The following is a 16,652-nucleotide window of genomic DNA, read 5'->3' as shown; positions in this document are numbered from 1 at the left end:
CGATGCGCACATGGATTGGCATGATGGCCCTGGCTTGCGCGTTCAGCGTGCAAGCGGCCCCGAAAGTCGCGGTGACGGATCTGGCGTACCAGGAACGTGTGGAGCAGTACATCCACATCGTTTCGGCCCAGAACAATTACCGTGAGGGTTACTACAGCTCCAGCGGTTCTTCGAGCTACAACGAGCTCGAAGCCACCACCAGCTATATCGAACAGACCGAACTGCGTAAATTCACCGGCGACATCAAGGGTGAAATCCTGCGTACCGGTATGTTCCAGCTGGTGCAGGGCACGCCGTACACCGCGTCGTCCAAGGGTGACGTCTACGACGTGATCAAGCGGATCAAGGCCGGCAACTTCAAGGGTGCCGACTACGTGCTGTTCGGCACCGTGTCGGACATCGACTTCACCCAGGACGTGAACGAGCTGGCGAACACCGACAGCTATTCCGCCGTACTGGGCCTGACGCTGGTGGCCGATTTCAGCCTGATCAACACCAAGACCTTCGAAATCACTTCGGCCTTCACGGCGATGGGTGAAGCGCAGGACACCAAACTGGTGAACCATCGCGACATCAGGATCTCGCTCAACCGCCCGCGGGTGGTGCGTGACGTGTCGAAGGCGCTGGGCGAAGACGTGGCCGGACAGCTGAGCATGCAGCTCGGCGGCGGAAGCTACGAGCAGCCGCGTGAGCCGCAGCAACGCAACAATCTGCCGCGAGATACCGCGCCGGTAATCCTGCGCTGATCAACCGCCGGAAACGAAAAAGGCGACCTGAAAAGGTCGCCTTTTTTGTGCCTGTACGCTTTATGCGGCCGCTTTGCGCAATGTCGCCATGAACGCCGCGGCGCCGATGAACAGCCCGGCAAACGTGCGGTTCATGCGTCGCTGCTGTGTCGGTGTGCGCAGCAGACGCAGCACCTTCGACGCCAGACCGGTGTAGCCGGCCATGACGATCAGATCGACCGCGATCATGGTCACACCGATCACCACGTACTGGATAAATAACGGCGCATGCGGATTGATGAACTGCGGCAGCACCGCCAGCATGAACACCAGCGCCTTGGGGTTGCTGATGTTCACCAGAAAGCCACGAAACACCAGAGCCAGCGGCTTGCCGATCGGCCGGACCGCCGCGTCGTCACTCATGTCCATCGGCTGTGCGCGCCACTGCTTGATCGCGAGGTAAACCAGGTAGGCAACACCGAACCATTTGATCGCATGAAACGCTGTGGCCGAAGCGGTGAGGATCGCGCCGACGCCGGCGCCCACAATGGCAATCTGCATAGCCAGGCCGATCTGCAGGCCCAGGGCATTCCAGTAACCGCGCCAGAAACCGTACTGCAGGCCGCTGGACATCGACGCAATGGCGCCGGCACCCGGAGAAAGACTGATCACCCAGCAGGCGGCAAAAAACGCCAGCCATGTTTGAAGCTCCATCGCACACCTCGACTCGGACTCGTGACAATCCTCAAAACTAATGCGGTTTGGACTGGATGACTACCGTTTTTTTGTCGGATGTTGTGGCCGCCGACCAACGTGGCCGGCGTCCGGTCACTTTTCGAAACCGCTGGAAGGAAAGACATCCGTGCCGCGCCAGCGTCGCACCGAACGCTGGAAGAACAGGCTGTTGGGTACTTGCACCATGGCGCTGCCGGTGCCGAGCTCTTCAGCTTCGATCAAGGTGGTATAGAGCAGATTGATCGCCACCACCCGGCCTTTGACGCCGGGCTTGTCGGTGGTGTCGACCAGTTCGACCACATCGCCAAGACGGAACGGGCCGACGGTGAAGATCAGAATTGCGCAGAGCAGGTTCGACAGCACACTCCACATGGCGAAGAACGCCACCGCCGCCACCGCGACGAAGCCCGACAGTGCGGTCCACAGCACTGTGGCCGAGACCCCGAGGCGCTCCAGCACGAAGATCAGCGCACTGCCCATGATCAGCCAGCGCAGACCGCCCCGCAGCGGCATCAGCAACTGCGGCGGGAACGGATACTTCTCGCCCAGGCGAGTCAGGAATCGGGCGACGACGCGCTGGGCGAAGTAGCCGGCCAACAGGATCAGCAAAATCTGCACGCCGAGCCAGATCGGCTCGACCCACATCGCCGGCAATGGAAGTTTGAAGACTTCCATCAGGACAACGCCTCCAGCTCCGCCTGCATGCTTTCCAGGGTTTCCAGGGCTTGCATCCACGCTTCTTCAAGTTCGCCTTCGCGGACTTTCAGCTTGGCCTGTTCGGCCAGCAGGTCACGCAATTCGTTCTTGCGCGCCGGCTCGTAGAGGTCGCTGTCGCCAAGGCTGGCATCGACCTTCGCCAGCTTCTCGTGCAGCTTGCCGAGCTCGGCTTCGAGCTTGTCAGCCTCGCGCTTGTGCGGCGCCAGTTGCTGACGCAGCGCAGCAGCGGCTTGACGCTGGGCCTTCTTGTCGGTCTTGTCCGGGTTGACCGGTGTGTTGCTGACCGGCGCATTGCGCTGACGGTATTCCACCAGCCAACGGGCGTAGTCCTCGAGGTCGCCATCGAACTCCTCGACCTTGCCGTCTGCGACCAGGAAGAAGTTGTCGGTGGTGCTCTTGAGCAAATGCCGATCGTGGGAAACCACCAGCACCGCGCCGCTGAATTCCTGCAACGCCATGGTCAGCGCCAGGCGCATTTCCAGATCGAGGTGGTTGGTCGGTTCGTCGAGCAACAACAGGTTCGGCCGTTCCCAGGCGATCAACGCCAGAGCCAGACGGGCCTTTTCGCCACCGGAGAAATTCAGCACAGGCTCGTCGATCCGCGCGCCCCGGAAGTCGAAACCACCAAGGAAATCGCGCAGGGTCTGCTCGCGCTCGGTCGGTGCCAGACGCTGCAAGTGCAGCAACGGGCTGGCCTTGGAATCCAGCGAATCGAGCTGATGCTGGGCGAAGTAGCCGACCACGGTGTTCTCACCGCGAGTCAGGCGCCCGGCCAGCGGTGACAGCTCGCCGGCAAGGTTCTTGATCAGGGTCGACTTGCCCGCGCCGTTGGGGCCGAGCAAGCCGATCCGCGCGCCGGGGGTCAGTTGCAGCTTGACCTTCTCCAGCACGGTTTTCTCGCCATAACCCAGACGCGCATCGGACAGATCGATCAGCGGGCTGGAGATCTTGGTCGACTCGCGGAACACGAAATCGAACGGCGAGTCGACGTGGGCGGCCGACAGCTCTTCCATGCGCTCCAGCGCCTTGATCCGGCTCTGAGCCTGACGGGCCTTGGTCGCCTGGGCCTTGAACCGGGCGATGTAGCTTTCCATGTGCGCACGCTGTGCCTGCTGCTTCTCGTAGGCCTGTTGCTGCTGGGCCAGACGCTCGGCACGGGCGCGTTCGAACGCGGTGTAGCCGCCACGGTAGAGCGTCAGCTTGCGCTGATCGACGTGGGCCACGTGATCGACCACTTCATCGAGGAAGTCTCGGTCGTGAGAAATCAGCAGCAAGGTGCCGGGGTAACTTTTCAGCCACTCTTCGAGCCAGATGATGGCGTCGAGATCCAGGTGGTTGGTCGGTTCGTCGAGCAGCAACAGGTCTGATGGGCACATCAAAGCCTGCGCAAGGTTAAGACGCATCCGCCAGCCACCGGAGAAATCTCCTACCTGACGATCCATCTGCTCATTGGTGAACCCGAGACCGGCGAGCAACTTGCGTGCCCGCGCATCGGCGGTGTAGCCGTCGGCGCTGTCGAGCTCGGCGTGCAGACGGGCCAGCGCGGTGCCGTCGTGGGCCTCTTCGGCTGCCGCGAGCTCACGCTGTACTTCGCGCAGACGCAGGTCGCCGTCGAGCACATAATCGACCGCCAGGCGCTCGAGCGTGTCGACCTCCTGGCGCATGTGGGCGATACGCCAGTCGGCCGGCAGCAGGCAGTCGCCCGAGTCCGGGTGCAATTCACCACGGAGCAAGGCGAACAGGCTGGATTTGCCGGCACCGTTGGCACCGATGAGGCCGGCTTTGTGGCCGGCGTGCAGGGTCAGCTCGGCGTCTTCTAGCAGACGTTGCGGGCCACGCTGTAAAGTCAGGTTCTGAAGTCGGATCATAATGGCGGCGGAGTCTACCAGCTTCGTTCGCAACTGGCGCGAGTAGCACGATGTCCTCTGACCTGTGGAGCTTTGCCCTTGCCGTCTACGCCCGTCCCGGCGTGGAGGATGCCTGCCTGCGCCTGCAATCGGCGGGGGCCAACGTGTGCCTGATGCTGTGCGGTTTATGGCTGGAACAACGCGATGCGACCTGTGACGAGGCACGTGCGCGGCAGCTTCTGGAACTGACAGAGCCCTGGGACCGGGACGTCGTGCAACCGTTGCGCGCATTGCGCATGCAGTGGAAAACCCTGGCCGACACCGATCCGGTGCTCAAGGGGATGCGCGAGCAGATCAAGGGATTGGAGCTGGAGGCGGAGCGTGCGCTGCTGTCGCGACTTGAAGGCGCCGCGCAAGGCTGGAAGCGTCATTCGAAGGAATCGAGTGACTGGCTGGAAGTGCTGGCCGGCCCTGCGGCCAACCTGAACCGCGACGCGCTGCAGGNCGCGGCGACCGGCGCTTAGGAAGCGCTGGAAGGGTTGCTGGCGACGCTCGACACCGGCGCCGGGGATGGCGTGGTTGGGGTGGTCGAGGTAGTGGCGGGTGCAGGCGTTGCGGCCGCAGCCGGAGTTGCCGGTGCGGCAGGTTTGGCAGCAGGCGCCGTGGCCGGTTTCGCTGCAGCTGGTTTTGCTGCTGGCTTGGCAGCGGCAGGTTTTTTCACCGCAGGTTTTGCAGCAGGTTTTGCTGCTGGCTTGGCAGCCGCTTTAGCGGCGGTCGCTGGCTTGGCTGCGGTTGCTGCAGGCTTCGCGGCGGCAGCCGGTTTTGCAGCGGGTTTGGTTGCCGCTTTTGCCGCAGGCTTGGCGGCTGGTTTCGCCGCCGCTTTGGCAGCAGGTTTGGCAGCAACCGGTTTGGCAGCGGTTTTCGCCGCAGGCTTGGCAGCAGCCGTTTTGGCGGCTGGTTTAGCGGCGGCTTTAACGGCTGGTTTTGCTGCTGGTTTAGCGGCCACTTTGGTGGCTGGCTTGGCAGCAGGTTTTGCAGCGGCGGTTCTGGTCGGAGCCGCCTTCGCAGCAGCGGTTTTCGTCGCTGGTTTGGCGGCTGGTTTTGCAGCAGCCGGTTTGGCGGCAGCTGGTTTGGCCGCTGTGGTTTTCGCCGCAGGTTTGGCAGCGCTGGCGGCTGCGGGTTTCTTCGCGGCTGGTTTTGCAGCGGTTTTCACTGGGGCTTTCGCAGGCGCTTTGGCCGGTGTTTTCGCTGCAGGTTTGGCGGCCGCTTTTTTCGCAGGCGCCGCTGCAGGTTTGGCCGAACGCAGGGACAACGCCTTGCCAACAGCCTCTTGAACACGACCGACACCCTGGGCAAGTTTCAGGCTTTCCTGGGCATCGCGCTTGAGTTGCAGAATGTAGCTGCGAGTATCGGACTGACGCTCCTTCAGCGCATCGAGCAGATCTTCGAGTTCCTTCACGGCAGCCTTGGCCTTGGTCTGCGCCTTGGCTTTACCGGCCGCTGCTGCGTCCTGCAATTTGGTGCGGGATTTGTGCAGTTTTTCTTGCGCCTTGCCGCGTTGCTTTTCCAGTTTGGCGAGCAGTTTTTCAGCATCAGCCAAGGCTTGGGAGCAAGCGTTTTCCAGATGCTCGAGCAGGCTGCCCGAGAGTTGTTGGAGTAAATGCAACGGAGTGTTTACAGGCTTCTTGGTGGCCGACATGGTTTACCTCCTGGCTGACGTGAGTGCGGCTCATACTAGACCTCTGCTGCTACCGCCGCTAGGGCATGTTGACAGTATCGAAAGCACTCGGTTGCAGGCTTGCGAAAAACTTCTGCGCATTGGCAAAAGCAGTTCACCGTTGCAGACGTTCGCGCTGGCATAATCCACCGCAATTCTGGATGGAGAGTGCCCATGTCGCGCTACCTTTTTTTATCCCTCTGCATGATTTTTTCCGTGGTTCAGGCCGACGAAAAAACCACTGCAAATGATGCCCACGATCTGGCTTACAGCCTCGGTGCCAGCCTCGGTGAACGACTGCGTCAGGAAGTGCCGCAGCTCCAGATCCAGGCGCTGATCGAAGGTCTGCAACAAGCCTATCAAGGCAAGCCGCTGGCGCTGAGCGAGGCACGCATCGAGCAGATCCTGGCCGATCACGAATCGCAGACAGCCGAGCAGGCAGCCATGCCTTCGACTGAAGCGGCGATGGAAAACGAGCGACGTTTTCTCACCGCCGAAAAAGCCAAGCCGGGTGTGAAGGAGCTGGCCGACGGCATCCTGTTGACCGAGCTGACGCCGGGGAATGGCACGAAGGCCGGCCCGGATGGAAAAGTGCAGGTGCTGTACATCGGTCGACTGCCCGACGGCACCGTGTTCGATCAGAACAGCCAGCCGCAGTGGTTCAATCTCGACAGTGTGATCGCCGGCTGGCGCACCGCGCTGCAGAACATGCCGGTCGGTGCGAAGTGGCGTCTGGTGATCCCATCGGATCAGGCTTATGGCGCCGACGGTGCCGGTGACTTGATCGCGCCGTTCACACCGTTGGTGTTCGAAGTGGAATTGCGCGGCGCGACCAGTTGATCGCCCAATAAAAAACGGTGCGCCTGGGGCGCACCGTTTCTATGTCTTGCGAGGTTCGATTCAGGCCTGAACCGAATCCTCTTCCTTGTGTGCGGTATGCAGCACTTCGATCAGGCAGTCTTCCAGTTCGAAGCGTTCGTGGAGCAGACCGCCCAGCTCCTTGAACTTCTCGGCAACGCATTTGCCTTCATCGCAAAGGTCGTTGAACGCGAGCAGCTTTTCAGTAATGACATCGATCCGTGGATAGATCGTCTCGGCCAGTTCCAGGCCGCGCTTGTCGTTGAACGCCTTGGCCTCGCCAGTGAGCTGTTCGTAGATTTCGAAGTGGCCGGCCGAGACGTAATCAACCAGCACGCCGCAGAATTCCTGCAAGGGCTTTCGATCCTCGGACAGCGCTTGAGGCTTGGCGCCCAGCCTGTCATAGGCAGCGATCAATTCCTCACGCTCCTGCAGCCAGCGGTCGATCAGCAGATGAACTCCACCCCAACGTTCCTGAGCATTCTGACAACTTTCGAGCATGGCGATCTCTCTTCCCTTGTGGGTCATGCTGCCCTACACCCGCGCCCCTTCTTGTGACTATTGCTTTGAGAGGCGGCCGGGCAGAGCGTCATCGAGCAACACAATTCCAATGACACGTGCGGGCCAGATTATGCCCGCACGCCTATGGCTTCAAGGTACGCAGGAGAGAAAGTTCATACAAGTGTTTAATCCCTGACCAGCGCCGGGTGCGACGGTTGGCCGCTGAGTGGTCGCTGCAAAGCCATCCAGACCTGTCGCAGCAACTGGTAAGCGGCAAGGATCGACATCCCCACGAAGAACAGCAGGCTCCACTCCGGAATGCTCAGATCGAACAGCGTCCAGGACAATTCCGTGCAATCGGCCGTGTCATTGAACATACGCATCAGTGCGCATAACCACGGCAGGCTGCTGAACAATTCCTGGGGATCGGGCGTGCAATGCGCCAGCCTCTGCAGCGAATCACCTTGCAACAACACTTGCCGCCAAGCCGCCGTCATACCGCCGAGACTGCTCAGCAACACCGTTATCCAATACATGGACAGACCGAAACGCTGAGGTCCATGGATCGCCGCCACTCCACAAAATACGGTGAGTGCGCTCATGAACAGACGCTGGACCAGGCACAGACTACAGGGCACCAGACCGATTGCGTATTCGAGGTAATAGGAAGCTCCCAGGGCCAGAATCCCCGCAGTGAAAGCCATAAAGAACAGGGAACGTGAGCAGGCCAACGACATGGCTTATCCGTAACAATAAAGACAGGCAGTTACGGTAGAGGAAAGGGCCTTGGGCTTTCAAGGCAGGTCAGTGACGACACTTCACCAGAAGTGTAGGGAAATCCCGACAGACGCAGAAGGATTCGGTGTAGTCCGATGTAGGACTTTGCTCAGGAGGAGATTTACCGGTAACTATTCAGTCACCGGGTAAAAAAGGAGGAGCACGCTCCTCCTTTCTGATCACGCTCGAACGGCCACAGGCAATGGCGCAGCCAGCAGGCGTTCATCCAGCATACCGAGACCTTCCTGGAACAGCAGGTTGCTGCGCTCGGTATCACCCAGTCGAGCCAGCAGACGTGCCAACTCGGCGCACGCTTCCGGATTGCGCTGCACTCGCAGGCTGCTTTCCAGATAGTCCCGCGCCTTGCCCCACAGACTGGCTTGCAGGCACAGGCGTCCCAGCGTCAGCAGCAGGCTGGCATCGCCCGGATGATCCTTGAGCCAGCCTTCAGCCGTCTGCAACTGACGCGCCGGATCGCTGCCTCGCACCAGACCATAAAGGCGCGCCAGATGGCTGTCGTACTTGCGCTTGAGCGCCGTGCGCAGCACTTCTTCCGCTTCGACCTGTGCACCCAGCTGGCGCAGCTGCTCGGCGTAGGCCAGCACCAGCGCAGGTTCCTGACGCTGGGCAGACGTCAGTTGCTGCCAGGCCCGATTCAGCGACTGCAAACCGACCGCACCATCTTCTTCACGCTGGGCCGCCAGTGACAGGTTCTCCCCCCAGGCGCGACGCTCGAGTTCGGTCAGCTCGGCCGGCGGAAGGACTTTGTCCTTGCGCAACTCCGGCAACAGGCGGATCACGGACGACCAGTCACCGCGCTGCTGATGCAGGCGCTGCAACTGGCGCAGGGTCTGGGCATTGTGCGGATGGCGTTCATGCATCGCCTGCAAGGTGACCAGCGCCCCATCGGTATCGCCACGATCGGTCTGCAACTGCGCATGGCTGAGGGCGATCGCCAGTTCGGCCTGCGGCTGACGCTCGAGGGCGCGCTCCAGCAGGCGATCGCTTTCCTCGTAGTTGCCTTGTTCGTTGGCGGCGCGGGCTGCACCCAGGTAATACAGCAACGGTTGACGCTCGGCCTCGGCGGCCCGGTAAAGATGACGTTGGGCACTGGCCCAGCGACCCTCTGCCAGGTCAAGCTGACCGTGCTCGATCGCCACCTGCACGCGGCGGCTGCGGTTGCGTCGCGACCATGGATTGACCACGCCGCCGGAGGTCAGCACCAGCTCGACCAGCGCCTTGATACCCCAGACCAGCAGCCACAGCACCGCCACCAACGCGAGCGTCGCCCACAGGCTCGATTCATAACGAAAGCTTTTGTAGGCGACCAGCACGTATCCGGAATGCTCGGCAATCGCCAGGCCCAGCGCCGCCGTTGCCGCGATCACCAGAAACACGATCACATACAGGCGCTTCATGGTGTCGCCTCCTGCGCGGTGCTGGCGGCCGGCTTGGCGAAGGGTTTCACCGACTCTTCGGCGTTGACGTTACGGCGCTCCAGGTACGCCTGCACCGCGCTCAAGGTTCCGGCGAGATCCGGCGTGTTGACGGTAACCGGTTGCTTGCTCAATTCCGCGACCTGCTCGAGCATGATTTTGCTCTGCGGGTTGTCCGGGTTGAAGTTGCCGGTGAGGACGTCACGCGCTTCGGACAGTGCCTGGGTGTACACCGGCGCCTGACCGTTGAGCGCGGCCCATTGCGCCTGTTCGAGCGAAAGGCTCAGGGCCAGGCGCACCTGGCTCAGGCTCTGGCCGGCGAGCAGCGGCCGGACGCTTTTGTCGGCATTGAAATCGATCCGGATGTAGCGCGAGATCTGATCCCACCACTGCGCCCAGCGACTGGCGCCGTCGCCATCGGAGGTCAGGCCCAGCAGCGAATCGCCGCGATCCTTATACTCCGGCGCCAGTTCGGTGAGGCCGACGACCTGATCACGCAAGGCGCCCAGGCGCAGGAACAGCCCGGTGCGATCTGGCTGCTCGGTACTGCGCAGCGCTACAAGGGTTTTCGCCACTTGCTCGCGGGCGGCGAACGAGCCGGGATCATTCTGCTCGCGCAGGATTTCATCGGCACCCTGGACCAGCGCCTGAGCACTGCTGATGTCCTGCAGGGCGGAAAGACGCAGGCTGGCCAGACGCAGCAAGTGCTCGGCCTCGGCCAGGCGCCAGTCCTTGCGGCTGGCGCCGAGGACGGTTTCCAGACGTTGATTGAGGCGCTGCTGATCGCTCTGAAGTTGCGACACCAGACGCTGGCGATCAGCAAGTTCATCGGCGCCGGGCAATTGCCCGAGACGCTCGGTCAGTCGCTGCTCGTTGAGCTTCAGGGTCTGGGCCTGATCGTTCAACGCCTGAACCTGACTCAACTGATTCTGAGTGCTGGTCTGCAGGTGTCGCACCTGCCAGACACCCCAGCCACCCACCGCAACACCGGCGGCGCCGAGCAGCAGCGCGAGAATGGCCAATCCGTTGCCTCGGCGCGGTTCCGCGGCCGGTGGCGGTGCATCAACCGGTGCATCGATCACAGGTTGAACGTCATCTTTAGGCAAGGCTGTTTCGCTCACGTATCCATCCTTTGCATTAGAGAACGGGCACGGGATGCTCCCGTAACGCCGTCAGCAAGGCCGCAGCACTGGCGCCGCGACAATCCACAACTGTTCGGGTCCCGGCGGCATGTGCCTGCTGGGCGACCCTTGGGCTTGGAACAAACAAAGGCAACTGCGCAAGTGCAGGCCAGCTGTCGCCGGCCAGTTGGCGCAGGTGCTCGAAACCCTGTCCACTGCTGACCACCAGCCCGTTCAGGCGTTCCGCTGCAATCCTGCGGGTCAGCTCCTGCGGCGGATAGTCCGGCAGGTCGCGACGGTACAACTCCAGATATTCGACACTAGCACCAAGCGCGCGCAGGCGCTCGGCCAGCAGTTCGCGTCCGCCCTCCCCGCGCAGGATCAATACCTGCGAACCGGGCACGGCCACCGCCGCCAACAGACGCGGCATTTGCAGCAAGGCTTCGCTGTCGTCGCCCACGTCCGGGAAGCTCACATCCAGCCCGCGATCGCGAAGGATGGCGGCGGTCGCCGCCCCCACGCTGAACCACGGCATCGTCGGCGTCGCCAGCCCCAGAGCGTCGAGCAGATCCACCGCGATCCGTGCCGCCGGCTTGCTGACCACGATCACCGCGCTGTAACGCGGCAGTTGCGCAATCGTGTCGCGCATTGTGTCAGAGACCGGCAGTGGCGTGATTTCCAAAAGCGGCAGACAGCTGCTGAAAATCCCTTGTTCGGTCAGCACGGCAGCGAGCGCCGAGCAGTCCTCCGCCGGGCGCGTCAGCAGCAGGCGCCAGGCAGTCACTCGTGACCTGCCTCGCCGTAGACTGCCTTGAGAATATCGTCAGCGCCCTGGCCGAGCAGGTCTTCGGCAACCTGTACACCGAGCGTCTCGGCTGCCGTACGCGGTGCACGGGCTTGTGCGCTGAGCAGTTTGCCGCCGCTCGGTTCGCCCACCAGACCGCGCAGCCACAACTGATCGCCTTCGAGCACGGCGTAACAGGCGATCGGCACCTGGCAGCCGCCATTCAGGTGCTTGTTGAGCGCCCGTTCGGCGGTGACACGGTCAGCGGTGTCGGCGTGATGCAGGGGTGCGAGCAAGGCGTGGATTTCAGTGTCCGCGCTGCGGCATTCGATACCGACGGCGCCCTGGCCACCGGCCGGCAGACTGTCGTCGACGCTGATGGCCGAGGTGATGCGATCTTCGAAACCGAGGCGGATCAGGCCCGCTGCCGCGAGGATGATCGCGTCGTACTCGCCGGCGTCGAGCTTGGCCAGCCGAGTATTGACGTTGCCACGCAGGAAGCGGATTTCGAGATCAGGACGGCGCGTCAGCAACTGCGCCTGACGCCGCAGGCTGGAAGTGCCGACGATGCTGCCGGCGGGCAATGCATCGAGGCTGGAATACGTATTGGAGACAAACGCGTCACGCGGATCTTCGCGCTCGCAGATGCAGAACAGACCGAGGCCTTCGGGGAAATCCATCGGCACGTCTTTCATCGAATGCACGGCGATGTCGGCTTCGTTTTCCAGCAGCGCGGTTTCCAACTCCTTGACGAACAGGCCCTTGCCGCCGATTTTCGACAGGGGCGAATCAAGCAGCTTGTCGCCGCGACTGACCATGGGCACCAGCGTCACCAGCAGGCCCGGGTGGGCGGCTTCCAGACGGGCTTTGACGTATTCGGCCTGCCAGAGGGCCAGAGCACTTTTGCGGGTGGCGATGCGGATTTCGCGAGAGGACATGGATCAATCCGTACTGAATAGATACGGCGGATAATAACAGCTCAGCCAAATCCGCTTTGACCTGAATCAGATACGGCGTGGCCTCCCTGGCCTGCGATGCCTGGTGAAAGGAACGAAGAACCGCCCGGAGCCTGCGGATTAAAGCCCCTGCATCATTTTTCGCACGCCCGCCACATGTCGGCGGCTGACAATCAGCGCGTCACCGTTGAGGCCCTTGAGGAACAACTGGAAGTGGCCCAGCGGTGTCCGTTGCAATCGCTCGATGCGGTCGCGGGCGACCAGCGCGTTGCGGTGAATCCGCACGAAGCGCTCGCCGAATTCGTCTTCCAGCGCCTTGAGCGGTTCATCCAGCAGGACTTCGCCAGCCTCATGACGCAAGGTCACGTATTTGTGGTCGGCGATGAAGTACACCACCTGATCCAGCGGGATCAGCTCGATGCCTTTGCGGGTACGGGCGCTGATGTGGCTGCGCGGGCCGTTACCGCTTTCGGCGGCAGGACGGGTCAGGGCCGAGAGCTGGGCCCGGTTGGGACGTTCGGCCCGCTTCAGGGCGTCTTGCAGATGTTCGGTTCGCACGGGTTTCACCACATAGCCCACGGCGCTGGCCTGCAGGGCTTCCACGGCAAATTCATCGGGACCTGCGCAAAACACCACGGCCGGCGGGGTTTCGCGTTCGCACAGACGGGCAGCCACCTGCAGGCCATCGAGGCCCGGCATGCGGATATCGAGCAGTACGATATCCGGCTTGTGGCTGTCGATCAGTGCCAACGCCTCTTCGCCATTGGTGGCGCTCGGCTCCAGGACTGTGTAACCCTCGAGCTCGCTCACCATTCGGCTGAGTCGCTCGCGGGCCAGTGGTTCGTCATCAACGATCAGGACATTCATATTGCGCTGGATTCCTGCGTGAGTCTCGCACAAGGATAGCGTAGACAAGTGGAGTGACGTCCGTCACCGCGATCCACGCTAAGACTAGCGCGAGCGTCAAAAAGTGCCGTACGTCGGCCGGCAATATTAGCCGACACCTGCAACGTACAGCCCGACGCCCGTCGCCGACTGCGTTTTACGAAGGGTATGCCAATGGCCAATACACCCACCCCTCTCTCTTCTTATAGTCGGCGGCCGGATCTTTGCCCGATCCGTGGCCATCCGACCCCTATGTCCTACTGTAGACGCTCGTCGGGCCGATATTGCTCAATCGGAAAATATCCTTGCGCAAATCCCCCGAAGACGCCGACGACTATGACGGAGCGAATGAGAAAAAAACGTATCGACCAGTGTCAGCGACAGGATTGGCAACCCTGTTATTATCCGCGCCAGCGTTTCACGCCTTCTTTCTTCAAGCCGATACGAGCGAATTCATGAGCACTGACAAGACCAATCAGTCCTGGGGCGGCCGCTTCAGTGAACCCGTCGACGCCTTCGTCGCCCGCTTCACCGCCTCCGTCACTTTCGACCAGCGCCTGTATCGCCACGACATCATGGGCTCGATCGCCCACGCCACCATGCTGGCCAAGGTCGGCGTGCTGACGGATGCCGAGCGCGACAGCATCATCGATGGCCTGAAGACCATCCAGGGCGAAATCGAGGCCGGCCAGTTCGACTGGCGCGTCGACCTCGAAGACGTGCACATGAACATCGAAGCACGCCTGACCGACCGCATCGGCGTCACCGGCAAGAAGCTGCACACCGGCCGCAGCCGCAACGACCAGGTCGCCACCGACATCCGCCTGTGGCTGCGTGACGAGATCGACTTGATCCTGAGCGAAATCACCCGCCTGCAAAAAGGCCTGCTGGAGCAGGCCGAGCGCGAAGCCGCCAGTATCATGCCGGGCTTCACCCACCTGCAGACCGCTCAGCCGGTGACCTTCGGGCACCACATGCTGGCCTGGTTCGAAATGCTCAGCCGCGACTACGAGCGCCTGGTCGACTGCCGCAAGCGCACCAACCGCATGCCGCTGGGCAGCGCCGCACTGGCCGGCACCACTTACCCGATCGACCGCGATTACACCGCGCAACTGCTGGGCTTCGACGCCGTCGGCGGCAACTCGCTGGACAACGTCTCCGATCGTGACTTCGCCATCGAATTCTGCTCGGCCGCGAGCATCGCGATGATGCACCTGTCGCGCTTCTCCGAAGAGCTGGTGCTGTGGACCAGCGCGCAGTTCCAGTTCATCGATCTGCCGGACCGTTTCTGCACCGGCAGCTCGATCATGCCGCAGAAGAAAAACCCCGACGTGCCGGAGCTGGTACGTGGCAAGACCGGTCGAGTATTCGGCGCCCTGATGGGCCTGCTGACCCTGATGAAAGGCCAGCCCCTGGCCTACAACAAGGACAACCAGGAAGACAAGGAACCGCTGTTCGACGCCGCCGACACCTTGCGCGACTCGCTGCGTGCCTTTGCCGACATGATCCCGGCGATCAAACCGAAACACGCGATCATGCGCGAAGCGGCGCTGCGCGGTTTCTCCACCGCTACCGATCTGGCCGACTACCTGGTTCGCCGTGGCCTGCCGTTCCGTGACTGCCACGAAATCGTCGGCCACGCCGTGAAGTACGGCGTCGACACCGGCAAGGATCTGGCGGAAATGAGCCTGGAAGAACTGCGCCAGTTCAGCGACCAGATCGAGCAGGACGTGTTTGCCGTGCTGACCCTGGAAGGCTCGGTGAATGCCCGTGACCACATCGGCGGCACTGCGCCGGCGCAGGTCAAGGCTGCCGTGGTTCGCGGTCAGGCGCTGATCGCCAGCCGCTAAAAGCCAAAAACATCGCTGGCACGCCAGCTCCCACGGGTTCAGTGTCGAACATGCAATTGTGTTTCAACCGAAAACCCTGTGGGAGCGGGCTTGCCCGCGATGACTGGTTTCAAAGCGCTACAAAATTCTACTTTTTGGCTGCGATCATCGCCAAAAACGCCGGCATCGCCGCATCCTTGTCCGCCGCAATCTTTTGCACGTGCGGATTCTGCTCAAGTCGCTCCAGCAGTGCCTTGGCCTTCGGCATCTGCGCCAGCAAATCCAGACCGAACAGCTTGTGCCCCACCGCAACTGCCAACGGCACGCTGTAGAGGAAGTACAAATCCGCAATAGTCAGGCTGTCGCCCGCCACATACGGGGCGAACTTGCCGTGACGGCCCAGCGCCGCAAAGCCCAGCAGTAATTCAGCCTTGGCTTTCTCCTTGATCGCCTCCGGCAGCGCCGTGCCGAAAAACGCCTCGCCATAGCAGGCACGGGCCGGCAGCTCGATGTACAGCTCGATTTCCTTGGCCACCGCCAGCACCTGAGCGCGGGCAAACGGCTCGGTCGGCAGCAGCGGCACGCCTTTACCTACACTCTCGAGGTATTCGAGCATCACCATCGTTTCATTGATATAGCCGCCTTCGGCCCCCAACACCGGCACCTTGCCGCGCGGGCTGATGGCCAGGGACTCCGGCGTTGGCGTCGGGTAGAACGTGACCTCTTCGAACGGCAGGCCTTTTTCCAGCAGCGCCAGCTTGACCATGTTGTAGTAATTGCTGACGGAGAATCCATAGAGCTTGAACATCACATAGCCTCCAGGCCGTGCGGGGTGGGCAGTGCCTGTTTATAGGTCGCTCCAGGGAATCCTGCCAGCAGCATCACGCTGCTGAATGCGGGTAAACTGGCGCCTTTCCTTGAGGAGCCTGCCATGAGCGAGCCGACTGACATCGACAATGATGAAGAAGAGTTCACCGAATCGACGCTGATCGAAGCGATCGAGAACCAGATCGAAAGCGACAACCCGCCAGCGGCCAAGGCAACCTTCAACAAGCTGACGCTGGTCGGCTACGAGCGTGACGACATCCTGAATCTGATGGCCCACGTGCTGGCCTACGAAATCGACGCGATGCTCGACGAAGACCGCGCGTTCGATACCGAGTGGTACGAAACCGCGCTGCGCGCACTGCCCGAGCTGCCACCGGAAAAGCAGTAAACAGCCCCGCCCTGTGGGAGCAGGCCTGCTCCCACACAATTTGTCACCCATCTTCGCGGCCTTCTGCCGCCCCCTGACTACACTGGAATCCACCCCGGGACAAAAACCCTGACACGCGCACTGGACAGGCCGCGCCGGCAGGTTCACCTTAGGGGCGCTGTCGTCCAATTCCTAGAAAGTCTGGAGTCCTTATGTCGCTTACCCCTGAGTTGGTTGCCGAACTGGAAGTCCTCGCACTCTTCAACCTGGACAGTTCCCAGGAAGGTCTGAAAATTCATCAGACCGCTGCCCCGAAGCACATTGCCGCCGCACAACGCCTGTTCGAAAAAGAACTGACAGATCAGCCTGATGGCGGTTACCTGACCAGCCTCGGTCGCGATGCCGCACAGAACGTGCAAACCGTACTGACGATTCTCAAAGAGCAGCAAACCGCCTGATCCTCCCGACTTTGCCCACGGAAACCCCTGCCACGGGATTTCCGCGGGCCAGCCATGAAAACGTCTCCCATCGCCGCGCGATAGAAATCTGACGTCAAAAAACAAATTCAG

The 16,652-nt window shown here is 61.8% G+C and carries 18 protein-coding genes; 6 read left to right on the top strand and 12 right to left on the bottom strand.

Features of this window, described 5'->3' with window-relative positions; all coding sequences use genetic code 11:
- Positions 1 to 2: 2 nt before the first annotated feature.
- Positions 3 to 746, top strand: a complete 744-nt coding sequence (locus ACTJK7_RS10260; RefSeq protein ID WP_064379912.1) for a hypothetical protein — start codon at positions 3 to 5, stop codon at positions 744 to 746.
- Positions 747 to 806: 60 nt separating this feature from the next.
- On the opposite strand, the gene ACTJK7_RS10255 is transcribed toward ACTJK7_RS10260, so the two are convergent.
- The 3 genes from ACTJK7_RS10255 to ACTJK7_RS10245 all read right to left on the bottom strand — a co-directional run bounded on the left by ACTJK7_RS10255 (position 807) and on the right by ACTJK7_RS10245 (position 4,045).
- The gene (locus ACTJK7_RS10255) at positions 807 to 1,439 is read right to left on the bottom strand and encodes a LysE family transporter (protein WP_064379910.1); all 633 of its coding nucleotides are present in this window, start codon (positions 1,437 to 1,439) and stop codon (positions 807 to 809) included.
- Positions 1,440 to 1,553: 114 nt separating this feature from the next.
- Positions 1,554 to 2,135 carry a mechanosensitive ion channel family protein gene (locus tag ACTJK7_RS10250; RefSeq protein ID WP_064379908.1) on the bottom strand — a complete coding sequence of 194 codons (582 nt, stop codon included), beginning with the start codon at positions 2,133 to 2,135 and terminating at the stop codon, positions 1,554 to 1,556.
- The gene (locus ACTJK7_RS10245) at positions 2,135 to 4,045 is read right to left on the bottom strand and encodes an ATP-binding cassette domain-containing protein (protein WP_108563533.1); all 1,911 of its coding nucleotides are present in this window, start codon (positions 4,043 to 4,045) and stop codon (positions 2,135 to 2,137) included. Before ACTJK7_RS10245 ends, ACTJK7_RS10250 begins: the two co-directional genes overlap by 1 nt.
- 50 nt (positions 4,046 to 4,095) lie before the next feature.
- On the opposite strand from ACTJK7_RS10245, the gene ACTJK7_RS10240 reads away from it, so the two are divergent.
- The gene (locus tag ACTJK7_RS10240) at positions 4,096 to 4,548 is read left to right on the top strand and encodes a TIGR02444 family protein (RefSeq protein ID WP_440819227.1); all 453 of its coding nucleotides are present in this window, start codon (positions 4,096 to 4,098) and stop codon (positions 4,546 to 4,548) included.
- On the opposite strand, the gene ACTJK7_RS10235 is transcribed toward ACTJK7_RS10240, so the two are convergent.
- A complete protein-coding gene (locus ACTJK7_RS10235) occupies positions 4,545 to 5,723 on the bottom strand; it encodes an AlgP family protein (protein ID WP_440779440.1) in 1,179 nt (392 codons plus the stop codon). The genes ACTJK7_RS10240 and ACTJK7_RS10235 overlap by 4 nt on opposite strands.
- 192 nt (positions 5,724 to 5,915) lie before the next feature.
- Between ACTJK7_RS10235 and ACTJK7_RS10230 the strand changes: the two genes are divergently transcribed.
- A complete protein-coding gene (locus ACTJK7_RS10230) occupies positions 5,916 to 6,581 on the top strand; it encodes an FKBP-type peptidyl-prolyl cis-trans isomerase (RefSeq protein WP_064379902.1) in 666 nt (221 codons plus the stop codon).
- Between the two features lie 60 nt (positions 6,582 to 6,641).
- On the opposite strand, the gene ACTJK7_RS10225 is transcribed toward ACTJK7_RS10230, so the two are convergent.
- From ACTJK7_RS10225 to ACTJK7_RS10195, 7 genes are all read right to left on the bottom strand, one after another.
- Positions 6,642 to 7,100 (bottom strand): Rsd/AlgQ family anti-sigma factor, encoded by a 459-nt coding sequence (locus tag ACTJK7_RS10225; protein ID WP_041475458.1) that lies wholly within the window; start codon positions 7,098 to 7,100, stop codon positions 6,642 to 6,644.
- A 185-nt stretch (positions 7,101 to 7,285) separates the two neighbouring features.
- On the bottom strand, positions 7,286 to 7,837 hold the full coding sequence (locus tag ACTJK7_RS10220) for a disulfide bond formation protein B (protein ID WP_085653943.1): 552 nt from the start codon (positions 7,835 to 7,837) through the stop codon (positions 7,286 to 7,288).
- A gap of 219 nt (positions 7,838 to 8,056) precedes the next feature.
- Positions 8,057 to 9,295, bottom strand: a complete 1,239-nt coding sequence (locus ACTJK7_RS10215; RefSeq protein ID WP_085653942.1) for a heme biosynthesis protein HemY — start codon at positions 9,293 to 9,295, stop codon at positions 8,057 to 8,059.
- Positions 9,292 to 10,434, bottom strand: coding sequence for a uroporphyrinogen-III C-methyltransferase (locus ACTJK7_RS10210; RefSeq protein WP_108563536.1), 1,143 nt, complete (start codon positions 10,432 to 10,434; stop codon positions 9,292 to 9,294). The genes ACTJK7_RS10215 and ACTJK7_RS10210 overlap by 4 nt, the downstream gene beginning before the upstream one ends.
- A 16-nt stretch (positions 10,435 to 10,450) precedes the next feature.
- A complete protein-coding gene (locus tag ACTJK7_RS10205; RefSeq protein ID WP_440779437.1) occupies positions 10,451 to 11,218 on the bottom strand; it encodes a uroporphyrinogen-III synthase in 768 nt (255 codons plus the stop codon).
- Positions 11,215 to 12,156, bottom strand: coding sequence for a hydroxymethylbilane synthase (gene hemC / locus ACTJK7_RS10200; protein WP_064379892.1), 942 nt, complete (start codon positions 12,154 to 12,156; stop codon positions 11,215 to 11,217). The genes ACTJK7_RS10205 and hemC overlap by 4 nt, the downstream gene beginning before the upstream one ends.
- A gap of 138 nt (positions 12,157 to 12,294) precedes the next feature.
- On the bottom strand, positions 12,295 to 13,041 hold the full coding sequence (locus ACTJK7_RS10195; RefSeq protein WP_064379890.1) for a LytR/AlgR family response regulator transcription factor: 747 nt from the start codon (positions 13,039 to 13,041) through the stop codon (positions 12,295 to 12,297).
- Positions 13,042 to 13,514: 473 nt separating this feature from the next.
- On the opposite strand from ACTJK7_RS10195, the gene argH reads away from it, so the two are divergent.
- Positions 13,515 to 14,909 (top strand): argininosuccinate lyase, encoded by a 1,395-nt coding sequence (gene argH, locus ACTJK7_RS10190; protein ID WP_108563538.1) that lies wholly within the window; start codon positions 13,515 to 13,517, stop codon positions 14,907 to 14,909.
- 127 nt (positions 14,910 to 15,036) lie between these two features.
- Here argH and ACTJK7_RS10185 read toward each other — a convergent pair whose 3' ends face one another.
- A complete protein-coding gene (locus ACTJK7_RS10185; RefSeq protein WP_108563539.1) occupies positions 15,037 to 15,696 on the bottom strand; it encodes a glutathione S-transferase family protein in 660 nt (219 codons plus the stop codon).
- A 123-nt stretch (positions 15,697 to 15,819) separates the two neighbouring features.
- Here ACTJK7_RS10185 and ACTJK7_RS10180 point away from each other — a divergent pair, with 123 nt between their 5' ends.
- Both ACTJK7_RS10180 and ACTJK7_RS10175 read left to right on the top strand, forming a co-directional pair.
- A complete protein-coding gene (locus tag ACTJK7_RS10180; RefSeq protein WP_064379885.1) occupies positions 15,820 to 16,104 on the top strand; it encodes a hypothetical protein in 285 nt (94 codons plus the stop codon).
- Positions 16,105 to 16,295: 191 nt separating this feature from the next.
- Positions 16,296 to 16,541: a TIGR02647 family protein gene (locus ACTJK7_RS10175; RefSeq protein WP_007951883.1), complete on the top strand. Its 246-nt coding sequence runs from the start codon at positions 16,296 to 16,298 to the stop codon at positions 16,539 to 16,541.
- Positions 16,542 to 16,652: the final 111 nt, after the last annotated feature.

It is taken from the genome of Pseudomonas sp. 22085, assembly GCF_052045815.1.
GTDB classification, from domain to species: domain Bacteria; phylum Pseudomonadota; class Gammaproteobacteria; order Pseudomonadales; family Pseudomonadaceae; genus Aquipseudomonas; species Aquipseudomonas glycinae.
This window is presented reverse-complemented; position numbering and strand designations above follow the sequence as displayed.

What these genes read in the sequence shown, in the direction of transcription:
- ACTJK7_RS10260 (WP_064379912.1), top strand. Translation starts at nt 3, where the DNA reads ATGCGCACATGGATTGGCATGATGGCCCTGGCTTGCGCGTTCAGCGTG.
- ACTJK7_RS10255 (WP_064379910.1), bottom strand. Translation starts at nt 1,439, where the DNA reads ATGGAGCTTCAAACATGGCTGGCGTTTTTTGCCGCCTGCTGGGTGATC.
- ACTJK7_RS10250 (WP_064379908.1), bottom strand. Translation starts at nt 2,135, where the DNA reads ATGGAAGTCTTCAAACTTCCATTGCCGGCGATGTGGGTCGAGCCGATC.
- ACTJK7_RS10245 (WP_108563533.1), bottom strand. Translation starts at nt 4,045, where the DNA reads ATGATCCGACTTCAGAACCTGACTTTACAGCGTGGCCCGCAACGTCTG.
- ACTJK7_RS10235 (WP_440779440.1), bottom strand. Translation starts at nt 5,723, where the DNA reads ATGTCGGCCACCAAGAAGCCTGTAAACACTCCGTTGCATTTACTCCAA.
- ACTJK7_RS10230 (WP_064379902.1), top strand. Translation starts at nt 5,916, where the DNA reads ATGTCGCGCTACCTTTTTTTATCCCTCTGCATGATTTTTTCCGTGGTT.
- ACTJK7_RS10225 (WP_041475458.1), bottom strand. Translation starts at nt 7,100, where the DNA reads ATGCTCGAAAGTTGTCAGAATGCTCAGGAACGTTGGGGTGGAGTTCAT.
- ACTJK7_RS10220 (WP_085653943.1), bottom strand. Translation starts at nt 7,837, where the DNA reads ATGTCGTTGGCCTGCTCACGTTCCCTGTTCTTTATGGCTTTCACTGCG.
- ACTJK7_RS10215 (WP_085653942.1), bottom strand. Translation starts at nt 9,295, where the DNA reads ATGAAGCGCCTGTATGTGATCGTGTTTCTGGTGATCGCGGCAACGGCG.
- hemC (WP_064379892.1), bottom strand. Translation starts at nt 12,156, where the DNA reads ATGTCCTCTCGCGAAATCCGCATCGCCACCCGCAAAAGTGCTCTGGCC.
- ACTJK7_RS10195 (WP_064379890.1), bottom strand. Translation starts at nt 13,041, where the DNA reads ATGAATGTCCTGATCGTTGATGACGAACCACTGGCCCGCGAGCGACTC.
- argH (WP_108563538.1), top strand. Translation starts at nt 13,515, where the DNA reads ATGAGCACTGACAAGACCAATCAGTCCTGGGGCGGCCGCTTCAGTGAA.
- ACTJK7_RS10185 (WP_108563539.1), bottom strand. Translation starts at nt 15,696, where the DNA reads ATGTTCAAGCTCTATGGATTCTCCGTCAGCAATTACTACAACATGGTC.
- ACTJK7_RS10180 (WP_064379885.1), top strand. Translation starts at nt 15,820, where the DNA reads ATGAGCGAGCCGACTGACATCGACAATGATGAAGAAGAGTTCACCGAA.
- ACTJK7_RS10175 (WP_007951883.1), top strand. Translation starts at nt 16,296, where the DNA reads ATGTCGCTTACCCCTGAGTTGGTTGCCGAACTGGAAGTCCTCGCACTC.